Source organism: Hydrogenophaga sp. (assembly GCF_050250835.1).
GTDB lineage: Bacteria > Pseudomonadota > Gammaproteobacteria > Burkholderiales > Burkholderiaceae_C > Hydrogenophaga.
Genome location: NZ_JBFWNX010000009.1, coordinates 107400 through 127523, shown reverse-complemented (window position 1 = coordinate 127523; position 20124 = coordinate 107400). Strand labels below are relative to the sequence as shown.

27 protein-coding genes and 1 tRNA gene are annotated in these 20124 nt (G+C 62.9%); 23 read left to right on the top strand and 5 right to left on the bottom strand.

Annotation, left to right across the window (positions count from 1 at the left end; all coding sequences use genetic code 11):
- The first annotated feature begins 2 nt into the window (after window positions 1-2).
- From rplE to AB7F11_RS12945, 17 genes are all read left to right on the top strand, one after another.
- Window positions 3-542, top strand: a complete 540-nt coding sequence (gene rplE, locus AB7F11_RS13025) for a 50S ribosomal protein L5 (RefSeq protein WP_297396180.1) — start codon at window positions 3-5, stop codon at window positions 540-542.
- Between the two features lie 8 nt (window positions 543-550).
- A complete protein-coding gene (gene rpsN, locus AB7F11_RS13020; protein ID WP_428289073.1) occupies window positions 551-856 on the top strand; it encodes a 30S ribosomal protein S14 in 306 nt (101 codons plus the stop codon).
- Window positions 857-874: 18 nt separating this feature from the next.
- Complete coding sequence (gene rpsH, locus AB7F11_RS13015) at window positions 875-1270, top strand: 30S ribosomal protein S8 (protein ID WP_086122372.1); 396 nt, start codon at window positions 875-877, stop codon at window positions 1268-1270.
- Window positions 1271-1292: 22 nt separating this feature from the next.
- Entirely contained in the window at window positions 1293-1826 is a 534-nt protein-coding gene (rplF, locus tag AB7F11_RS13010; RefSeq protein WP_428289074.1) for a 50S ribosomal protein L6, read from the top strand.
- An 11-nt stretch (window positions 1827-1837) separates the two neighbouring features.
- Window positions 1838-2203 carry a 50S ribosomal protein L18 gene (gene rplR / locus AB7F11_RS13005; protein ID WP_428289075.1) on the top strand — a complete coding sequence of 122 codons (366 nt, stop codon included), beginning with the start codon at window positions 1838-1840 and terminating at the stop codon, window positions 2201-2203.
- An 18-nt stretch (window positions 2204-2221) separates the two neighbouring features.
- Window positions 2222-2740, top strand: a complete 519-nt coding sequence (gene rpsE, locus AB7F11_RS13000; protein ID WP_086122375.1) for a 30S ribosomal protein S5 — start codon at window positions 2222-2224, stop codon at window positions 2738-2740.
- Window positions 2741-2751: 11 nt separating this feature from the next.
- Window positions 2752-2934 (top strand): 50S ribosomal protein L30, encoded by a 183-nt coding sequence (gene rpmD, locus AB7F11_RS12995; RefSeq protein WP_086122376.1) that lies wholly within the window; start codon window positions 2752-2754, stop codon window positions 2932-2934.
- A 14-nt stretch (window positions 2935-2948) separates the two neighbouring features.
- Window positions 2949-3383 (top strand): 50S ribosomal protein L15, encoded by a 435-nt coding sequence (gene rplO / locus AB7F11_RS12990; RefSeq protein WP_428289076.1) that lies wholly within the window; start codon window positions 2949-2951, stop codon window positions 3381-3383.
- Between the two features lie 23 nt (window positions 3384-3406).
- Window positions 3407-4726, top strand: coding sequence for a preprotein translocase subunit SecY (gene secY / locus AB7F11_RS12985; RefSeq protein WP_428289077.1), 1320 nt, complete (start codon window positions 3407-3409; stop codon window positions 4724-4726).
- 5 nt (window positions 4727-4731) lie between these two features.
- Entirely contained in the window at window positions 4732-4950 is a 219-nt protein-coding gene (gene infA / locus AB7F11_RS12980) for a translation initiation factor IF-1 (protein WP_066267877.1), read from the top strand.
- Between the two features lie 43 nt (window positions 4951-4993).
- Window positions 4994-5107 (top strand): 50S ribosomal protein L36, encoded by a 114-nt coding sequence (gene rpmJ / locus AB7F11_RS12975; protein WP_009514917.1) that lies wholly within the window; start codon window positions 4994-4996, stop codon window positions 5105-5107.
- A gap of 23 nt (window positions 5108-5130) precedes the next feature.
- Complete coding sequence (gene rpsM / locus AB7F11_RS12970) at window positions 5131-5496, top strand: 30S ribosomal protein S13 (RefSeq protein ID WP_428289078.1); 366 nt, start codon at window positions 5131-5133, stop codon at window positions 5494-5496.
- An 18-nt stretch (window positions 5497-5514) separates the two neighbouring features.
- Window positions 5515-5919: a 30S ribosomal protein S11 gene (rpsK, locus tag AB7F11_RS12965; protein WP_056268973.1), complete on the top strand. Its 405-nt coding sequence runs from the start codon at window positions 5515-5517 to the stop codon at window positions 5917-5919.
- 150 nt (window positions 5920-6069) lie between these two features.
- Window positions 6070-6693, top strand: a complete 624-nt coding sequence (rpsD, locus tag AB7F11_RS12960; RefSeq protein WP_428289079.1) for a 30S ribosomal protein S4 — start codon at window positions 6070-6072, stop codon at window positions 6691-6693.
- Between the two features lie 90 nt (window positions 6694-6783).
- Window positions 6784-7770 carry a DNA-directed RNA polymerase subunit alpha gene (locus AB7F11_RS12955; RefSeq protein ID WP_086122381.1) on the top strand — a complete coding sequence of 329 codons (987 nt, stop codon included), beginning with the start codon at window positions 6784-6786 and terminating at the stop codon, window positions 7768-7770.
- 71 nt (window positions 7771-7841) lie between these two features.
- Window positions 7842-8237, top strand: coding sequence for a 50S ribosomal protein L17 (rplQ, locus tag AB7F11_RS12950; RefSeq protein WP_428289080.1), 396 nt, complete (start codon window positions 7842-7844; stop codon window positions 8235-8237).
- 17 nt (window positions 8238-8254) lie between these two features.
- Window positions 8255-8331 (top strand) — tRNA-Met (locus AB7F11_RS12945).
- A gap of 90 nt (window positions 8332-8421) precedes the next feature.
- Here the strand turns inward: AB7F11_RS12945 and AB7F11_RS12940 are convergent.
- The 3 genes from AB7F11_RS12940 to AB7F11_RS12930 form a co-directional block, all read right to left on the bottom strand.
- Window positions 8422-9363 carry an MBL fold metallo-hydrolase gene (locus tag AB7F11_RS12940; protein WP_428289081.1) on the bottom strand — a complete coding sequence of 314 codons (942 nt, stop codon included), beginning with the start codon at window positions 9361-9363 and terminating at the stop codon, window positions 8422-8424.
- Window positions 9364-9381: 18 nt separating this feature from the next.
- Entirely contained in the window at window positions 9382-11082 is a 1701-nt protein-coding gene (locus tag AB7F11_RS12935; protein WP_428289082.1) for an AMP-binding protein, read from the bottom strand.
- Window positions 11083-11195: 113 nt separating this feature from the next.
- Window positions 11196-11942: an FFLEELY motif protein gene (locus AB7F11_RS12930; RefSeq protein WP_428289083.1), complete on the bottom strand. Its 747-nt coding sequence runs from the start codon at window positions 11940-11942 to the stop codon at window positions 11196-11198.
- 121 nt (window positions 11943-12063) lie between these two features.
- Here AB7F11_RS12930 and AB7F11_RS12925 point away from each other — a divergent pair, with 121 nt between their 5' ends.
- A complete protein-coding gene (locus tag AB7F11_RS12925; RefSeq protein WP_428289084.1) occupies window positions 12064-13014 on the top strand; it encodes an esterase/lipase family protein in 951 nt (316 codons plus the stop codon).
- On the opposite strand, the gene phhA is transcribed toward AB7F11_RS12925, so the two are convergent.
- Window positions 12936-13790 carry a phenylalanine 4-monooxygenase gene (phhA, locus tag AB7F11_RS12920; RefSeq protein WP_428289085.1) on the bottom strand — a complete coding sequence of 285 codons (855 nt, stop codon included), beginning with the start codon at window positions 13788-13790 and terminating at the stop codon, window positions 12936-12938. The two genes, AB7F11_RS12925 and phhA, sit on opposite strands and share 79 nt — an antisense overlap.
- Window positions 13791-13801: 11 nt before the next feature.
- Entirely contained in the window at window positions 13802-14914 is a 1113-nt protein-coding gene (gene hppD / locus AB7F11_RS12915; protein ID WP_428289086.1) for a 4-hydroxyphenylpyruvate dioxygenase, read from the bottom strand.
- A gap of 118 nt (window positions 14915-15032) precedes the next feature.
- Here hppD and AB7F11_RS12910 point away from each other — a divergent pair, with 118 nt between their 5' ends.
- The 5 genes from AB7F11_RS12910 to glyQ all read left to right on the top strand — a co-directional run bounded on the left by AB7F11_RS12910 (window position 15033) and on the right by glyQ (window position 20116).
- Window positions 15033-15506, top strand: coding sequence for an Lrp/AsnC family transcriptional regulator (locus AB7F11_RS12910; protein WP_428289087.1), 474 nt, complete (start codon window positions 15033-15035; stop codon window positions 15504-15506).
- Between the two features lie 87 nt (window positions 15507-15593).
- Window positions 15594-16244, top strand: a complete 651-nt coding sequence (locus tag AB7F11_RS12905; RefSeq protein WP_428289088.1) for an N-acetyltransferase family protein — start codon at window positions 15594-15596, stop codon at window positions 16242-16244.
- Between the two features lie 95 nt (window positions 16245-16339).
- Entirely contained in the window at window positions 16340-17206 is an 867-nt protein-coding gene (locus tag AB7F11_RS12900; RefSeq protein WP_428289089.1) for an HlyC/CorC family transporter, read from the top strand.
- A gap of 68 nt (window positions 17207-17274) precedes the next feature.
- Window positions 17275-19110 (top strand): apolipoprotein N-acyltransferase, encoded by a 1836-nt coding sequence (lnt, locus tag AB7F11_RS12895; RefSeq protein ID WP_428289090.1) that lies wholly within the window; start codon window positions 17275-17277, stop codon window positions 19108-19110.
- A gap of 100 nt (window positions 19111-19210) precedes the next feature.
- Window positions 19211-20116: a glycine--tRNA ligase subunit alpha gene (glyQ, locus tag AB7F11_RS12890; protein WP_428289091.1), complete on the top strand. Its 906-nt coding sequence runs from the start codon at window positions 19211-19213 to the stop codon at window positions 20114-20116.
- Window positions 20117-20124: the final 8 nt, after the last annotated feature.

The following is a 20124-nucleotide window of genomic DNA, read 5'->3' as shown; positions in this document are numbered from 1 at the left end:
CCATGGCACGTTTGCAAGAAGTTTTCCGCGACACCATCGCTCCGGACCTCATGAAGAAGTTCGGCTACAAGTCGACGATGGAAGTGCCCCGCATCACCAAGATCACGCTCAACATGGGTGTGAGCGAAGCCGTGGCCGACAAGAAGGTCATGGACAACGCTGTGGGTGACCTGACCAAGATCGCTGGTCAGAAGCCGGTGGTGACCAAGGCCCGCAAGGCCATCGCGGGTTTCAAGATCCGCGAACAGCAAGCCATTGGCTGCATGGTGACACTGCGCGGCGCCCGCATGTACGAATTCCTGGACCGCTTCGTCACGGTTGCGTTGCCCCGCGTGCGCGACTTCCGTGGCATCTCTGGTCGCTCGTTCGATGGCCGCGGCAACTACAACGTCGGCGTCAAGGAGCAGATCATCTTCCCCGAGATCGAGTACGACAAGGTTGACGCCTTGCGCGGTCTCAATATCAGCATCACGACGACCGCCAAGAACGACGAAGAGTGCAAGGCTCTTCTGGCCGGTTTCCGTTTTCCGTTCAAGAACTGAGGTGGCGCGTGGCTAAACAAGCACTACTGCAACGTGAACTCAAGCGCGAAAAGCTCGCAGCCAAGTTCGCCAAGAAATACACCGAGTTGAAGGCAACCGCCAACGACGCCAAGAAGAGCGACGAAGAGCGCGATGCGGCCCGCCTGGGTCTGCAAAAGCTGCCTCGGAACGCGAACCCGACCCGCCAGCGCAACCGCTGCGAGATCACCGGTCGTCCGCGCGGCACCTTTGCCCACTTCGGCCTGGCTCGTGCCAAGGTCCGTGAAATGGCGTTTGCCGGTGAAATCCCCGGCATCACCAAAGCCAGCTGGTAAGCCCTAGGAGAACCACAAATGAGCATGAGTGATCCTATCGCTGACATGTTGACCCGCATCCGCAACGCGCAGATGGTCGAGAAGGCCAGCGTTTCGATGCCGGCCTCCAAGGTCAAGGCCGCAATTGCCCAGGTCCTGAAGGACGAGGGTTATATCGACGGATTCCAGGTCAAGAGCACCGATGGCAAGAACGAACTCGAGATTGCCCTCAAGTACTACGCCGGCCGTCCTGTGATCGAGCGCATCGAGCGCGTGAGCCGCCCTGGTCTGCGTGTCTATCGCGGCCGCAACGCCATCCCCCAGGTTCAAAACGGCCTGGGTGTGGCCATCGTCACGACGCCCCAAGGCGTGATGACCGATCGCAAGGCGCGCGCCACCGGTGTCGGTGGTGAAGTCCTGTGTTACGTCGCCTGATGCGGGCATTGAGGAGAATTTAATGTCACGTATTGGAAAACTGCCGGTCACCGTCCCTGCTGGGGTGGAAGTTGCCGTCAAGGACAACCTGATCAATGTCAAGGGCACCCTGGGTGCCCTGGCCGTGGCGCAAAACGCGCTGGTCAAGGTGGAAAACAAGGGCGGCGTGCTGACCTTTGTTCCCGCCGACGAGTCTCGCGAAGCCAACGCCATGTCGGGCACCATGCGTCAGCTGGTCAACAACATGGTCAATGGCGTGAGCAAGGGCTTTGAGAAGAAGCTGACTCTGCTGGGTGTGGGCTACAAGGCCCAGGCTCAGGGCGCCAAGCTCAACCTCACGGTCGGCTACTCCCACCCCGTGGTGATGGACATGCCTGCCGGCATCAAGGTGGAAACGCCGACGCCGACCGAGATCGTGATCAAAGGTTCGGACCGTCAGCGCGTGGGCCAGATCGCTTCCGAGGTGCGAGCCGTTCGCCCTCCCGAGCCCTACAAGGGCAAGGGCATCCGTTATGCGGATGAAAAGGTCGTGATCAAGGAAACCAAGAAGAAATAAGGATCAGGATCATGTTGACCAAGAAAGAGCAACGTCTGCGCCGCGCGCGTCAAACGCGCATCCGCATTGCACAGCAAGGTGCCGTGCGCCTGACCGTGAACCGCACCAACCTGCACATCTACGCCAACGTCATTTCCGACGACGGCGCCAAGGTGCTGGCATCTGCCTCGACGGCCGAAGCCGAAGTGCGTGCCCAGATCGGTGGTGCCGGCAAGGGTGGCAATGCCGCCGCCGCTGCCATCGTGGGCAAGCGCATCGCCGAGAAGGCGAAAGCCGCTGGCATTGAAAAGGTGGCCTTCGACCGCTCCGGTTTTGCCTACCACGGCCGGGTGAAAGCCCTGGCAGATGCGGCCCGTGAAGCCGGTCTGCAGTTCTGATCAAACGGAATACTTAAAATGGCTAAATTTACGGCAAACATCAAGAACGAAGCGAACGAAGACGGCCTGCGCGAGAAGATGATCGCGATCAACCGCGTGACCAAGGTGGTCAAGGGCGGCCGCATCCTCGGTTTCGCTGCACTCACCGTGGTCGGTGATGGCGACGGTCGCGTCGGCATGGGCAAGGGCAAGGCGCGTGAGGTGCCGGTGGCTGTTCAGAAAGCCATGGAGCAGGCTCGCCGCAACATGATCAAGGTGTCGCTCAAGAACGGTTCGCTGCATCACAGCGTGCATGGCGAGCACGGCGCTTCCAACGTCATGATGTTGCCGGCCGCCAAGGGTACCGGCATCATCGCTGGCGGCCCGATGCGCGCGGTCTTTGAAGTGCTGGGCATCACCGACGTCGTGGCCAAGAGCCATGGTTCGAGCAATCCCTACAACCTCGTGCGCGCCACCCTGGACGCGCTGAAGAACTCGACGACCCCCGCCGACGTGGCCGCCAAACGCGGCAAGTCGGTTGAAGAAATCGTGGGTTGATTGGAGCCATCATGACCACTCAAAACACCGTCAAGGTCCAACTGGTGCGCAGCCCCATTGGCACCAAGCAGTCGCACCGCGACACCGTTCGCGGCCTTGGCCTGCGCAAGCTCAACAGCATCAGCGAGCTGCAGGACACGCCCGCCGTGCGCGGCATGATCAACAAGATCAGCTATCTGGTCAAAATCGTCTGATCGGAGTCACTGACATGCAACTCAACACCATCAAGCCTTCCGAAGGCTCCAAGCATGCCAAGCGCCGTGTCGGCCGCGGCATCGGCTCCGGACTGGGCAAGACCGCAGGTCGTGGTCACAAGGGCCAGAAGTCGCGTTCGGGTGGCTACCACAAGGTTGGCTTTGAAGGCGGGCAGATGCCGCTGCAACGCCGTCTGCCCAAGCGTGGCTTCAAGTCCGCGCAACTGCAGTACAACGCTGAAGTGACCCTGGCTGACCTCAATGCACTGGAAGTCGCAGAAGTCGACATGCTCGTGCTGAAGCAGGCTGGCCTGGTGCCGCACCTGGCCAAGCGCGTGAAAGTCGTCAAGACCGGTGAAATCACCCGCGCTGTGACCCTCAAGGACATCGGGGCGACTGCTGGCGCCAAGCAAGCCATTGAAGCCGCTGGTGGCTCGCTGGCTGCCTGATCCGACCCGAACGGAAGCATTCTGTGGCAACTGGTTCGACGTCCCTGGCCAAAACCGGAAAGTTCGGTGACCTGCGTCGCCGTCTCGTCTTTCTGTTGCTGGCATTGGTGGTCTACCGCATTGGGGCGCACATTCCTGTGCCCGGTATCGACCCCGCTCAACTGGAGCGCCTGTTCCAGGGGCAGCAGGGCGGCATCCTGAGTCTGTTCAACATGTTCTCGGGCGGTGCGCTGTCTCGCTTCACCGTGTTCGCGCTGGGGATCATGCCGTACATCTCGGCTTCGATCATCATGCAGCTCATGACCTACGTGGTGCCCACGTTCGAGCAGTTGAAGAAAGAAGGCGAAGCCGGTCGTCGAAAGATCACCCAGTACACGCGCTACGGCACGCTCGGCTTGGCGATCTTCCAGTCCATGGGCATCGCGCTTGCGCTCGAAGGTCAGGCTGGCTTGGTGATTGATCCGGGCATGGCATTCCGCCTGACCGCCGTGGTGAGCCTGGTGGCTGGCACGATGTTCCTGATGTGGCTGGGTGAGCAGATCACCGAGCGAGGCCTGGGCAATGGGATATCCATCCTGATCTTTGCCGGCATCGCTGCCGGTTTGCCCAGCGCCGTGGGTGGCTTGCTGGAGCTGGTGCGAACCGGCGCCATGAACATCCTGGTGTCGATCTTCATCATCGCATTGGTGATCCTGGTCACCTATTTCGTGGTGTTCGTCGAGCGGGGTCAGCGCAAGATTCTGGTGAACTACGCACGCCGACAGGTGGGCAACAAGGTGTATGGTGGTCAGTCTTCGCACCTGCCGCTCAAGCTGAACATGGCGGGCGTGATTCCGCCCATCTTTGCCTCCAGCATCATTCTGCTTCCCACCACGGTGGTGAGCTGGGTGAGCACCGGAGATTCCACCCGCTGGCTCCGTGACATCGCTTCGGCGTTGTCGCCAGGACAGCCGATCTATGTGGCGTTGTACGCGGCGGCCATCATCTTCTTCTGCTTCTTCTATACGGCGCTGGTATTCAACAGCCGTGAGACGGCGGACAACCTGAAGAAAAGTGGCGCGTTCATTCCAGGCATTCGTCCGGGTGACCAGACGGCCCGCTACATCGACAAGATCCTTCTGCGGCTGACAATGGCCGGTGCGATTTACATCACCGCTGTCTGTCTGCTGCCCGAGTTTCTGATCCTGGAGTACAACGTGCCGTTCTATTTTGGCGGCACCTCCCTGTTGATCATTGTGGTGGTCACCATGGACTTCATGGCCCAGGTTCAGAACTACATGATGTCGCAGCAATATGAGTCGCTGCTGAAAAAGGCCAACTTCAAAACCTCCCTCGGCAATTAAGTTTTATGGCCAAGGATGACGTGATCGAGATGCAGGGGGAGGTCGTCGAAAACCTTCCGAATGCGACCTTCAGGGTGAAGCTCGAAAACGGTCATGTGGTTCTGGGGCACATCTCCGGAAAGATGCGGATGCACTACATCCGCATCCTCCCGGGAGACAAGGTCAAAGTGGAGCTTACGCCCTACGACCTCACGCGGGCGCGGATTGTGTTCCGTTCGAAGTGAGTGGTCAGCTGTTGAATGTTTTTGGAATTTCTAGGAGAAGACTATGAGAGTTTCGGCTTCGGTCAAGAAAATGTGCCGCAACTGTAAGATCATCAAGCGGCATGGTGTTGTGCGAGTCATTTGCACCGACCCGCGTCACAAGCAGCGTCAAGGCTGATTGGTTAGTTCAGAGGACCCAACATGGCTCGTATTGCAGGCATCAACATTCCGCCGCACAAGCACGCCGAAATCGGCTTGACGGCAATCTTTGGCATTGGTCGCACCCGCGCTCGCAAGATCTGCGAAGCCTGTGGCATTGATTACGCCAAGAAGATCAAGGACCTGAGCGACGCGGAGCTTGAAAAAGTGCGCGATCAGGTCGGTGTGTTCACGATCGAGGGTGACCTGCGCCGTGAAACCACCATGAACATCAAGCGCTTGATGGATATCGGTTGCTACCGTGGTTTCCGTCATCGCCGGGGTCTGCCGCTGCGTGGTCAACGCACGAAGACCAATGCACGTACGCGCAAGGGTCCCCGCAAGGCCGCCCAGTCGCTGAAGAAGTAATCGGTAAGAAGGACCCTCATGGCCAAGTCTCCCTCCACCAGCGCATCCGCTCGCGTCCGCAAGAAAGTCCGCAAGAACATTGCCGACGGCATCGCGCACGTGCACGCATCGTTCAACAACACCATCATCACCATCACCGATCGCCAGGGCAACGCCTTGTCGTGGGCTTCTTCGGGTGGTCAGGGCTTCAAGGGTTCGCGCAAGTCGACACCCTTCGCGGCCCAGGTGGCGTCCGAAGTGGCGGGTCGTGCCGCCATCGAACAAGGCATCAAGAATCTGGACGTCGAGATCAAGGGACCTGGTCCCGGCCGCGAATCTTCGGTGCGCGCACTGGGTGCCCTCGGCATTCGCATCAACTCGATCTCCGACGTGACGCCGGTGCCGCACAACGGCTGCCGTCCGCAGAAACGCCGCCGCATCTGATGCCGGGCCGCTGACGCGGTAGAATCAAAAGCTTTTTTTCGAGCGCCACCGCAGTCGCCTGCGGTGGCATTTTTGCTAAGCCCACCGCCACCCTCCCATCGAGGTGGCTCCCGCAACAACAGGTTGCGGCAGTGATACAAGGAAACCAAAGTGGCACGTTACCTCGGCCCCAAGGCCAAACTCTCCCGCCGCGAAGGCGCCGACCTGTTGCTCAAGAGCGCTCGCCGCTCCATCAGCGACAAGGCCAAGTTCGACTCCAAGCCCGGCCAACACGGCCGCACCTCGGGCCAGCGCACCTCCGATTTCGGTGTGCAGCTGCGCGAGAAGCAGAAGGTCAAGCGCACCTACGGCGTGCTCGAGCGCCAGTTTCGCCGCTACTTCGCTGAAGCCGACCGTCGCCGTGGCAACACCGGTGCGAACCTGCTGTTCCTGTTGGAAGCTCGTCTGGACAACGTCGTGTTCCGCATGGGATTCGCATCCACCCGCGCCGAAGCTCGCCAGATCGTCTCGCACAAGGCCATCACGGTCAACGGCAAAGCGGTCAACATTCCTTCCTACTCGGTCAAGGCAGGCGATGTGATCGCCGTGCGCGAGAAGTCGAAGAAGCAGGGCCGTGTGATCGAGGCGCTGGAACTGGCCAAGCAGATTGGCTTCCCCGCCTGGGTCGATGTCTCCGTCGACAAGGTCGAGGGCGTGTTCAAGAAGTCGCCCGATCGTGACGAGTTCGCGTCTGACGTGAATGAATCGCTGATCGTCGAACTGTATTCCCGTTAATTTCGTTCCCGGTCGCGCTTTCTGCGTGTCCGGGCCATGCTCCGTCTGCCTTATCGGTGTAACGAGCCGAGGGTACTGAAGGAAGTTTGAATGCTGAACAATCTGCTCAAGCCCAAGACCATCAACGTCGAACAAGTGTCGACCAATCGCGCCAAAGTCACGCTCGAGCCCTTCGAGCGCGGCTACGGCCACACGTTGGGCAATGCCCTGCGTCGGGTCCTGCTGTCGTCCATGACCGGCCACGCGCCAACCGAAGTCACCATCGCGGGTGTGGTGCACGAGTACTCCTCCATTGATGGCGTCCAGGAAGACGTGGTCAACATGCTCCTGAACCTCAAGGGTGTGGTGTTCAAGCTTCACAACCGCGATGAAGTCACGCTGAGCCTGCGCAAGGACGGCGAAGGCCTGGTCACGGCCGCCGACATCCAGACGCCGCACGACGTCGAGATCGTCAATCCCGGTCACGTGATCGCCACGCTGTCTGCCGGTGCCAAACTGGACATGCAGATCAAGGTCGAGAAAGGCCGTGGCTATGTGCCGGGAAGCCTGCGCCGCAACGACGATCAGGCCCGCTCCATTGGCCGCATCGTTCTCGATGCTTCGTTCTCGCCTGTCAAGCGCGTGAGCTACACCGTGGAAAGTGCCCGCGTCGAGCAGCGCACCGACCTCGACAAGCTTGTGCTGGAGATCGAAACCAACGGTTCGATCGGACCGGAAGAAGCCGTGCGCGCTTCGGCCAAGATCCTGGTGGAACAGCTCGCGGTGTTCGCGCAACTCGAAGGCGTGGAACTCTCTGCCTTCGATGCGCCGGCCCAGCGCAGTTCGCAACAGTTCGATCCGATTCTGCTGCGCCCTGTGGACGAACTCGAACTCACTGTGCGTTCGGCCAACTGCCTCAAGGCCGAGAACATTTACTACATCGGTGACCTGATCCAGCGCACCGAGAATGAGCTTCTCAAGACCCCCAACCTGGGTCGCAAGTCGCTCAACGAGATCAAGGAAGTGCTCGCCTCGCGCGGGCTGACCTTGGGCATGAAGCTGGAAAACTGGCCGCCCGCCGGCCTCGACAAGCACTGAAGACACTCAACGGTCTGACGAACCCCCAGTACCTGATACGGCTGGGGGCAAAACACTGAAAGGAAATCAACATGCGTCACGGACACGGACTTCGCAAACTCAACCGCACCAGCGAGCACCGCCTCGCCATGCTTCGCAACATGATGAACTCGCTGCTCACGCACGAAGTCATCAAGACCACGGTGCCCAAGGCCAAGGAATTGCGCCGGGTGGTGGAGCCCATGATCACCCTGGCCAAGGTTCCTACCGTGGCCAACCGCCGCCTGGCCTTCGACCGTCTGCGCGACCGCGATGTGGTCGTCAAGCTGTTCGATGAACTGGGTCCGCGCTTCAAGGCCCGCCCCGGTGGCTACACCCGCATTCTCAAGATGGGCTTCCGCGTCGGCGACAACGCGCCGATGGCCCTGGTCGAACTGGTGGATCGCGCAGAAGACGCTGCGCCTTCGGCAGATGCCGACAAGGCGTGATAGAATATAAGGCTTGACGCGGAGTGGAGCAGCCTGGTAGCTCGTTGGGCTCATAACCCAAAGGTCGCAAGTTCAAATCTTGCCTCCGCAACCAAACCAACCAAGCACTTGCTTGTCATTGAAGCCCACGGAAACGTGGGCTTTTTTGTTGGTCTCGACCCGTTGCCTGTGCGGTGATGAGGGCTCAGAGGTTCACGACCCAATCGCCTTCGCGGCGCAGCGCCTGGGCGCGTTCGAGTTCCGTGAGCAAGGTGTCGAGCCACGCTTGGGTGGCTGCCGTGTCGCTTTTGAGCGAGGCAGGCAAGTCCCGCACGAAGTAGGAGGTCTGCATGATCCAGTCGTGCAGGGTGCCGACGTGGGTGCGTTGCCATTCGAGCAACTTGAACTTGACCAGCACCTTGTGCGCGTGGCGGCGGTGTTTTTCGGGCTGAGCGATGAACTGCTTCAAGCGGCTTCGAGCCCGTTGCAGTGCGCCATCGAGGTCGTGAAAGACGGCGCCGTGTCCCGGGATCACGGTGGCGGGTCGCAGACGCTCAATGAGGTCGAGCGTCTGGCCCACTTCGTCAAAGGCCGAGTCGCCTTCGAGTTCGGGAAATACGACGCCGAAGCCGTTTTCCCATAGAGCGTCGGCGGAGATCAGCACCCCCAGTGCCGGTTGAAAGAGCACGACCGAATGGGGGTCGTGCCCTTTGGCGGCGTGTATTTCCCACTGCAGTGAGCCCATCTGTACGGAGGTTCCAGGTGTCAACAGCTTGTCATGCCTGAAACGTGGGCATGCCTGGCCTGTGGGCTCGTAGGTGAGCGCCACGGTGTCCCACTGCTGGACGGCATCGGCCTGGCCCGGTGGTATCCAGGTCTGGAGTGACGCATGGGCGCGCTGAAGTGCCGCATTGCCACCGCAGTGGTCGCTGTGGAGATGGGTGTTGAGCAGTTGCTCCAGCGCTCGCCCCTGAAGCGCGGCGTTTACCAGCGATACGGTCTGATCGGCGTGGGTGGCATAGCCAGAGTCCACCAGAGTGGAGGGGCCATCGCCCTGGATCAGTGTGTTGTTGGATGAAAGCCAGCCGCGCTCCAGAACGGTGATGCCAGCTTGCGACAGGTCTGCGGATGAGCGGGATATCGGCATGTGTTCCTTGAACTGCTCTCAGTGCGGGGAGGGCGTGCGCAGGGCTCGGCGCAGTATTTTCCCGACGTTGCTCTTGGGCAGTTCGTCACGGAACTCGATGTGGCGCGGGCGCTTGTAGCCGGTGAGGTTGTCCTGGCAGAACCGCGCCACGTCTTCCTCTCTGAGGCTCGGGTCGGAGCGAACCACAAAGACCTTGACCGCTTCGCCCTGTTTGTCGTCTTCCACGCCGATGGCTGCGCATTCCAGCACGCCAGGGCAAAGCGAGATGGTGTTCTCCAGTTCGCTGGGGAAGACGTTGAAACCCGAGACCAGGATCATGTCCTTCTTCCGGTCGACGATGCGGGTGTAGCCGCGCTCGTCCATCACGCCCACATCGCCGGTGCGCATGAAGCCGTCGGGCGTGAAGGCGTTCGCGGTCTCCTCTGGCTGGTTGTAGTAGCCCTGCATGACGTTGGGCCCCCGGATGCAGATTTCACCGGTTTCCCCCAGGGCAAGGCTGTTGCCGGCTTCGTCCTTGATGGCGATGTCGATGCCCGGCAACGGCAGCCCGATGGTGCCGCTGAATTCTCGGGCATTCACGGGGTTGTTGGTGCCGATCGCGCAGGTCTCGCTCATTCCCCAGCCTTCGATCATGGCGCAGCCGGTCACCGCCATCCACTGCCGCGCGGTGCCTTCGGAAGCGGCCATGCCCCCGGCCTGCGACATCACCAGTTGGGAGAAGTCGAGTTGCCGGAACTGGGGGTTCTGCAGCAGGGCGTTGAACAGCGTGTTGACGGCCGGCAGCAGATGGAAGGGCCGGCGTTTGAGCGTTTCCACGAACTTCGGAATGTCTCGGGGATTGGGGATCAGCGTCATGTGCGCGCCCCAGCGGATGCAGAGCAAGCTCAGCGTGAGTGCAAAGATGTGATAGAGCGGCAGCGCGGCGATGCCGTTGACCCGGCGCAGATCGCCCACCCGCTGCAGCGCGGGCGAAAACCAGGCTTCGGCCTGCAGGATGGCGGCGATCACATTGCGGTGGGACAGCACCGCGCCCTTGGACAGACCTGTGGTTCCACCGGTGTATTGAAGAAAGGCCACCGAGTCGAGCGTGTCGCTGCTGGGCTGCAGGTGGCGCGCCGAGCCGTCGGTCAATGCCTGACGAAACGACACGATGGTGCGCGCACCCACCGCGCCGGTGAGGGGCAGCTTGTAGGCCGGCACCATCTTGGCCAGGTGGCGCACCGCAAACGTCAGCCATCGACCGTACCAGAAGCCCAGCAGGTCGCCCAGGCTGGCCACCACGATGTGCTGCACCGCTGTGTGGTCGATGACCTCTTCAAGGGTATGCGCGAAGTTTTCGAGAATGACGATGGCCTGTGCACCGGAATCCTTGAGCTGATGTTCCAGCTCGCGCGCGGTGTAGAGCGGGTTGACGTTGACCACGGTGTAGCCCGCGCGCACCACGGCGGCCATGGCCACCAGGAACTGGGGCACATTGGGCAGCATGATGGCCACGCGTGCGCCCTGCGCCAGTCCCCGCCCCTGAAGCCAGGCGCCCAGGGCGCTGCTGTATTCATCGAGCTGGCCATAGGTCATCCAGCGTTCCATGCACACGCTGACGGGCTCCCGTGCGTGCTGTTTGAACGACTCCTCCAGCAAGGCCGCCAGCGAGCGGTAACGCTCCGGCGCCACATCGTGTGCAACGCCATCGGGGTATTGTGAAAGCCAGTGACGGTTCATGGTGGGCGAGGGAGTGCGTGGATCGGAATCGGCATTCTGGCAAGGCGGCGGCGTGCCGGGAACCGGGCCAGCCCTAGGGGCGTGTCACGCAAAGCACACCAGCATCCCGCGCCTCACTTCCAGGCCTCGACCCGCGCAAGTTCAGCCGCCAGTGCACGGCTGCAATCCTCCACCGGTGCGTCGAACAAGGTGCTGATCCAGCGCGATTCCCTTTCGCTGATGGTGTCCAGGAAGCGGCGCGCATCCCCCAGGGCCGCAAAAGCGTCAAAGCCGCTTTCCAGAAAATGCTGCAGCGCATCCAGGCCCGCCGCACGGGCAGGGTTGCGCATCATGCGCAAGGCCAGGCGCAGCGGCTTCATGCGGGTGAGCCGCTGGAGCTCGCGCCCCATGTGTTGCACCACGGCCAGCTGGCGCTCACGTGCGGGTCGGTCGTCGGCGAGGCGCCAGCTCTGGGTGTAGCGGAGCGTGGCGGGCATGTCTGCGTCCAGAGTGAGCCAGTGCCGCGCAACTTCATGGTCCAGCACCTCGGTGAGCGCATGGGTCTCGGCCAGGTCCACCGCCAGCTGGGCCACGGCTTCTGGAAAAAGCCGTTCCAGTGCGCCGGCGATGCGGCCGAACTGAGCATCGCGCTGCGCGAAGTCATGCACGCCATAGAGCTCATCGAGGAAGAACCGAGTGGCGGGCGCGCAACTGGCATCCTGAATGAGGTCGGCATAGGTGGCCCGAAACCGCAGGGCCTGCAATTGTTTGACAGCGCTCACCGCTGCGTCCATGCCGGCTGTGCGGGCTTGATGACGCAGTTGTTGCACGCGGTCCAGGTGGGAACGAATGCGATCGGCGGCGCTGGCGGGAGGGCTCATGGAGGCACATGGAGCAGAGGAAGGAAAGCCCAGTCTAATTCGGCGGGCCGCGGCGTGCGATAGTGTGGTGATGACGGACGCTCCCGCAAAACTTCCTGCGTCAACCACGGCGCCACCCCTGGTGCGAGCCGGCTCCGCACTGGCCCGCCTCCAGCAGTGGCTGATGGCCTTGGGCTTGGTCTTGACGGTGCTGTGGCTGGTCTATTGGTGGCCGCGTTCGCCGTTTCTCGCGTTGCTGGGCGGGGCGCTTGTCGTAGGTGGTTATGCGCTGGTGCTCGCCTTCGAAGGCCTTGCCGCGGCCTGGCTGAACCGGCAGGACGAGGCGCCACGCGCGGGATGGCGCGACCTGATTGGCGCGTGGTGGCAAGAGGTTCGAGTGGCCCCGCAGGTGTTTGCCTGGCGTCAACCCTTTCGATGGGCCAGCCTGCCCGATGACGAAGTACCCACGGACACCGGTGAGCCTGCCGTGGTGTTCGTCCACGGGTTTGTCTGCAACCGGGGCCTCTGGCTTCCCTGGATGCGGCGCCTGCGGGAGCTGGGCGTTCCCTACGTGTCGGTCAACCTGGAACCCGTGTTTGGCAGCATCGACGACTACGCGCACCAGATTGCAGAGGGCGTGCGGCGTGCACGCGCGTTGACGGGTCGTCCGCCCATGCTGGTGTGCCACAGCATGGGGGGGCTTGCCGCGCGCGCCTGGCTGGCCAGTGAACCCGAGACGCAGGTCCACCGGGTGATCACCATTGGCAGCCCCCACCGGGGCACCTGGCTGGGTCGTTTCAGCCGCGTGGCCAATGGACGGCAGATGAGGCTGGGAGGCGACTGGTTGCGCGAATTGCAGGCGCGTGAGTCACGCATCAACCCCACCCACACCTATGCGCGCTTTGTCTGCTGGTACTCGAATGCCGACAACATCGTGTTCCCGGCATCCACCGCCACCCTGCCCGGGGCCGACAACCGGTTGCTGCCCGGTGCGGCCCACGTGGCCATGGCGTTTCACCCCAGGGTGATGGGCGAGTCGCTGGCGTTGCTTGCGTCCGCCGCCAGTTCACCGAGCGAGCGCACCGCCTCGTAGAGCGGCGCGAAGTCGGGCGCGGTCATGTCGAAGAGCTGCTCGAAGCCGTCGATGACGAAATAGGTGGCCTGGAAGTCGTCGATCTTGTAGCGCGTTCGCATGCAGCGCAGCAAGTCCAGCGCGACCCGTTGCGGCTGTGGGCTGGTCACGCTGTACTTCAGTTCACTTGACGAGCTCAGGATGCCGGCGCCGTACGCGCGCAGCCCTTCGGGCTGCCGCATCAGCCCGAATTCGATCGTGTACCAGTACAACCGGGAGAGCAGCTCGCCCGCGCCCAGATCGTGAGCCTTCAGGCCACCGGCCCCGTAGCGCTGCACGTAGTCGGCGAACACCGGGTTGAAAAGCAGTGGCACATGGCCAAAGAGATCGTGGAACACGTCAGGCTCCACGATGTAGTCGAATTCCTCGGGCTTGCGGATCCAGTCGGTGACCGGAAAGCGGCGGTGGGCCAGCAGGTCGAAGAAGGGCCGCTCCGGGATCAGGCCCGGCACGGCCACGATCTCCCAGCCCGTGGCTGGTCTGAGGCGGTCGTTGATTTCCTCGAAGCGCGGAATGCGGTCGCGCACGCCCAGTGAGGGCAACGCCTGGATGAACGCGTCGCAGGCCAACCCGGGCAGCAGCGACGACTGTCGCTCGTAGAGCCGGCGGTAGGTGTCGTGGTCGGCCTCGGTGTACGAGGCCCAGTTCTGCGGGCAGGTGTAGTCGGCGTGGGCGCGAGAATAGTCGCCGCGCGGAGGGCGCTCACTGGCGCCATAGACAACGGGTTCAACAGCCATGGCGTTTGCCTTCAGGCCTTCAGCACGCCGCGGCGCACCTGATCCAGTTCCATGGTTTCGAAGAGCGCCTTGAAATTGCCTTCGCCAAAACCCTGGTTGCCCTTGCGCTGGATGAACTCGAAGAAGATGGGCCCGAGCTGGTTCTCGCTGAAGATCTGCAGCAGCAGTTCGCCGGGCAAGCCGTCCACCAGGATGTTGCGCTGCTTCAGCGCCTCCAGGTTCTCGCCATGATTGGGAATGCGCTTGGGCAGCAACTCGTAGTAGGTTTCGCTGGTGTTGAGCAGCTTCACGCCGCTGAGCTCGAGGGCGTCCACGGTGTCGTACAGGTTGGTGGAGCCCATGGCGATGTGCTGGATGCCCTCGCCGTGGTAGCGGTCCAGGTACTCCTGAATCTGCCCGGCTTTCTCGTTGCCCTCTTCATTGATGGGAATTCGGATCTTGCCGCACGGACTGGTCATGGCCTTGCTCTTCACACCGGTGGCCTGGCCTTCGATGTCGAAGTAACGCACCTCGCGGAAGTTGAACAGCCGTTCATAGAACCCGGCCCACTCTTCCATGCGACCCCGGTGCACGTTGTGCGTGAGGTGGTCGATGTAGGTCAGCCCGTGCCCGACGGGATTCAGTTCGGCGCCTGTCAAAGGCTCGAAATCCACATCGAAGAAGCCGATGTTGCCGATGTCGCCCTCCCGGGCGCCGTTCTTGCCGCGCCAGCGGTCAATGAAATAGATGATGGAATCGCCGATGCCTTTGATGGCGGGAATGTTCAGCTCGCCGGGGCCGGCCTGGCCCGCGTAGCCCCAGGCGCCCAGCGAAATGGCACGCTCGTAGGCGGCTTTGGCGTCCTTCACGCGAAAGGCGATGGCACAAACGCTTGGCCCGTGGAGGCGCGCGAAGCGCTGGGCAAAGCTGTCGGGTTCGGCATTGATGATGAAGTTGATCTCGCCCTGGCGATACAAGGTCACGGCCTTGTGGCGGTGCCTGGCGATTGGCTTGAAGCCCATGCGCTCGAAGAGCGCACCCATGGCCACGGGATCGGGCGCGGCGTACTCGATGAACTCGAAACCGTCGGTGCCCATGGGGTTCTCCCACGTGGTCGCGGCGGTGGTGGGCAGGGCGCTGTTCATGGCTGTCTCCGGGTGAATGTGGGTGAATTCGCCACTGTATCGGCGCAGCCTGTCACGATTTCGGCGTTTTGGGGCGCTCCACTTGTCAAGAATGCAGGAAAATTGCAAACTTCGTGCCATGGATGCACTTGACAAGCTTGATCGCCAGATTCTTCGCAGCCTGCAGGCCGATGGCCGGGCCACCTACGACCAGATCGCCGAAACTGTGGGCCTCTCGCCCAGCGCCGTGTTGCGCCGCGTGCGACGGCTTGAAGAAGCGCGCGTGATCGACCGCTATGTGGCGCTGGTGCGCCCTGAGGCCGTCGGCCTGGGCCTCACGGCACATGTGAACGTGCGACTGGAGAAGCACGCCGGCAGCGCCAAGCGCAGCCCCATGGACCAGTTCCGGGCCAGCGTCCAGAGTTGGCCCGAGGTGGTGGAATGTGCCGCGCTCACCGGAGAAATGGACTTTCAGTTGCACCTGGTGGTGGCCGACATGGCGGCTTACTCGCGCTTCATGATGGAAACGCTGCTCAAGCACCCCAGCGTGCAGGACTGCAAGACCAGCTTTGTCATGGACCGGGTGAAAAGCACCACGGCTCTGCCAGTTTGACGTGCCGGGCATGCCCGTCCGTCGGGTTCCCCTGGCTTTAGGGGTTGGCGTCCTTGCGGGTATAGGGAAAACCCGTACATTGGCCGCATGGTGAATTCCGAGAAGACTTCCACGTTCGTCGTGCCCATCCGCTCTATCGGGCCGGGGCAGGTGGAGCGCATCGAAACGCATCTGCTGGCGCTGGAGCCGCACGACCGCTACCTGCGTTTCGGCTATGCGGCCAATGACGAACAGATTCGCCGTTACGTGGCGCAACTCGATTTCGATCGCGACGAGCTGTTCGGCATCTTCAACCGCCGGCTCGAACTCATTGCCATGGCCCACCTGGCCTTCTCGCTCGACCCCAAGTACAACAGTTGTGCCGAGTTCGGCGTGTCGGTGGCAAAAAGCGCGCGCGGCCGAGGCTACGGCAGTCGACTTTTCGAGCGCGCCGTGATGCACGCGCGCAACGAGGGCGTGAGCATGCTGTTCATTCACGCCCTGTCTGAAAACACCGCCATGCTCAAGATCGCGCGCCATGCGGGTGCGGTGATCGAGCGCGACGGCCCCGAGTCGGAAGCTCACCTGCGCCTGCCGCCGGCTGATTTCGATTCACGCGTGACCGAACTCGTCAACCAGCAGATGGCGCTCACCGACTATCACTTCAAGGCCCAGGCCAAGCAGTTCTGGGGCTTGCTCACGGTGTTGCAGGACATCCGGCGAGGCGTTCGCGACGCCCGCGAACGCGTGCGAGGCTGAGGCGCCGCTCGCCCCCGACAGGCGGCGACGCTTTGCGCTGCGCCACCTGCTTGGGGTATCCTTTCGGACCGTTACAACCCCCCTTTCTACCTTCAGTGGCCGAATCCCCTCCCAGTAGTGGGCCGCAGCGCAGCCTGCGGCATGCCGACAAACGTGGTTTCCTGCAAAAGCTCGCGGAGTTCATCCACCCCGGACCAGACTCCAAGGATGAGTTGATCGAGACCCTGGCCGAGGCCGAGGACAACGACATCATCAACGCCGAATCGCGCGTCATGCTCGAAGGCGTGATCCGGATCGCCGACATGACCGCCGGCGACGTGATGGTGGCCACGCCGCGCATGGACGTGCTCGACATCGACGCCCCCTTTGATGAGTTGCTGCACCTCGTCATCGACACCGCGCACTCGCGGTTTCCGGTCTACGAAGGGGAGCGTGAAAACATCATTGGCATCCTGCTGGCCAAGGACCTGCTCAAGCTGCAACGCGCGCCCGAACTCAACATTCGCGCGCTGCTGCGCCCGGCCACCTTCGTGCCGGAATCCAAGGGCCTCAACGACTTGCTGCGCGAATTTCGTGGCAACCGCAACCACCTCGCCATCGTCATCGACGAGTTCGGCCGCGTGGCGGGTCTCATCACCATCGAGGACGTGCTGGAAGAAATCGTTGGCGAAATCGAGGACGAGTTCGATGTGGCCGAAGACGATGGCGACATCTTCGCGCTGGCCGACAGCACCTGGCGCGTGAGCGGCGACACGCCGATCGAGCGCATCAACGAGTCCTTCGGCCTCCGGCTGCCCGAAGAAGATTTCGACACCATCGGCGGCATGATCGCCCACGCCATGGGGCACGTGCCCAAACGGGGCGAGACGCACGAGCTCGAAGGGTTGCGCTTTGTCGTGCTGCACACCAAGGGCGGTGCGGTGAAGTGGTTCAAGGTCATGCCCATACCGGGCGAGGCCTGAGGCCACAAGGCGCCCGACCGATGAGAAGCCTGTTCGGATCGCTGCACACCCCATCGAGTTTCAACCCGATGAGTCGACGCCCGCCGGGGCGCAGCGCGCGCGGCAGCGGCTTCTTCTGGTGGCTGGTCTGCGTGATCGGTGGCGCCCTGCAGGCGGCGTCCATCGCCTGGCCGCTGAAAGACTGGGCCTTGCCGGGCGCCGTGCCGGGACAACCCAATGGCTTCTGGCAGATCGTGTCGCTCGCGCTGCTGGTCCTGGCCCTGCAATTCGCCACCCGCGTGGGGCAGGCGGCGTGGCGCGGCTGGGTGTTCTCCACCGTGTGGCTGGTGGGTACTTTCTGGTGGCTGTTCGTGTCCATGCACACCTACGGTGGCCTGCCTGGGTGGCTGGCCGCGCTGGCGGTGCTGGCGCTGGCGGGGTTCCTTTCGATCTACTACGCCGTGGTGGTGGGCTTCCTGTGCGCCTGGGCGCCGGTCTCGCGCACGGCGCAAGCGCTCATGTTTGCCTCGCTCTGGACCCTGGCCGAACTGGCGCGAGCGCATTGGTTCACCGGTTTTCCGTGGGGCGCTGGCGGCTACGCCCACGTCGATCTCATGGCTGCCTGGGCGCCACTGGTGGGTGTGTATGGCATGGGTTTCATCGCGGCGGTGCTGGCCTACACGCTGGCGTCGGTGGTCTCGGGGCTGTGGCGCCGGCTGAGCGTGTGGATGCTTTCGCCCGTGAGCCGGCCCACCAGCCGCTCGGCAGCGGGTTCGCGTGTGGCCACCCCTGGGGCGCGGGTCCAGGCGCGCACTGTGCCGGGCCTGTCCGATGGGTGGTGGGGCCTCGCTCGCAGTCTTCTGTTGTTTCTGTCGGTCGGCCTTCTGCTGCTCAGCGTGTTCGGCGGTGGCGAGGCCTGGCGTGGCCTGGGACAACGCCAGACCACCAGCGCCGGCGAACTGCGGGTCTGGCTGCTGCAAGGCAACATCGCCCAGGATCAGAAATTCGTTCCGGGCACTGGCATTGCCCAGGCGCTGGAGTGGTACCCACGCCAGATCGCCGAGGCAGTGGCCGCCTCGCGGGCTTCACCCGCGAGCGGGCCGCAACTGGTGGTGGCGCCTGAGACGGCGGTGCCGCTGTTGCCCGACCAGCTTGGCCCAGCGTTCTGGCAACCTCTGCTGGACGATCTCGGGCAGCAGACCAGTGGCGGCAACGCCGTGGGTGTGCTGGTGGGTCTGCCCCTGGGCAGCATGGAGTCTGGCTACACCAATTCGGTCTGGGGCCTCACGGCGGATTCCGCGCGCCAGGCGTCCAGCCGGCTGACGGCCACCGGCCAAGGCATCTATAGCTACGACAAGCACCACCTGGTGCCCTTCGGGGAGTTCATTCCGCCGCTGTTCCGCTGGTTCACCGATCTCATGAACATCCCGCTGGGGGATTTCAACCGGGGCGCGCTGCCGCAGCCCGCCTGGGCGCTGAGCGGCCAACGCATTGCTCCCAACATCTGCTACGAAGACCTGTTTGGAGAAGAGCTCGCGGCCTCGTTCCGCGATCCACAGTCGGCGCCCACGCTGCTGGTGAATCTGAGCAACATCGCCTGGTTTGGCGACACCATCGCCATCGACCAGCACCTGCACATTTCCCGGCTGCGCGCCATCGAGCTCGGGCGCCCCATGCTGCGCGCCACCAACACCGGAGCCACCGCCGTCATTGATCACCGGGGTCAGGTCACGCATGCGCTGGAGCGCCTCACCCGTGGCCGCCTTGAAGGCACGGTGGAAGGGCGCAAGGGACTCACACCCTATGCCGAGTGGACTGCACGCTGGGGACTGTCGCCGCTGTGGATCGGCTGCCTCACGATGGTGCTTCTGATGGCCTCGATGCGTGGCCTGGGGCGGCGCGGTGGCCGCACGCGCCGCCGCTGAGCGCGCCCCGTAAAATCACTCGATCGGGCGGCGCGATCGTTCGGCGCCTGCCTCTCCCTCACCCAGAACTTTCTTGCCGGGCAGCGCCCCGGCCCTTCGCATGTTGACCTTCCAGCAAATCATCCTGACCCTGCAGTCCTACTGGGACCGCCAGGGCTGCGCCCTGCTGCAGCCTTACGACATGGAGGTCGGCGCCGGCACCAGCCACACCGCCACCTTCCTGCGCGCGCTTGGGCCCGAGCCCTGGAAGGCCGCTTATGTGCAGCCGAGCCGCCGGCCCAAGGATGGCCGCTACGGTGAGAACCCCAACCGGCTGCAGCACTATTACCAGTACCAGGTGGTGCTCAAGCCCGCACCCAGCAACATTCTTGAGCTCTACCTGGGCAGCCTGGAGGCGCTGGGTTTTGATCTGAAGAAGAACGACATCCGCTTTGTCGAAGACGACTGGGAGAACCCCACGCTGGGCGCCTGGGGCCTGGGCTGGGAGGTTTGGCTCAACGGCATGGAAGTCACGCAGTTCACGTACTTTCAGCAGGTCGGCGGCATCGACTGCCGACCCATCACCGGCGAGATCACCTATGGCCTGGAGCGCCTGGCCATGTACCTGCAGGGCGTGGACAACGTCTACAACCTGAAATGGACCGAGACCATGAGCTATGGGGACGTCTATCTGCAGAACGAGAAGGAACAGTCGGCCTACAACTTCGAGCACAGCGACGCCGACTTTCTATTCACCGCCTTCGCTGCGCATGAGAAACAGGCGAAGCACCTGATGGACCAACAGCTCGCGCTGCCCGCTTACGAGCAGGTGCTCAAGTGCGCGCACAGCTTCAACCTGCTGGATGCGCGTGGCGCCATCAGCGTGACCGAGCGCGCCGCTTACATCGGGCGTATCCGCAACCTCGCACGGGCCGTGGCGCAGAGCTACTACGACAGCCGCGAGCGCCTGGGCTTTCCCATGGCGCCGCGCGAGTGGGTGGCACAGATCGAGAAGAAGGCCGCATGATCACCCGA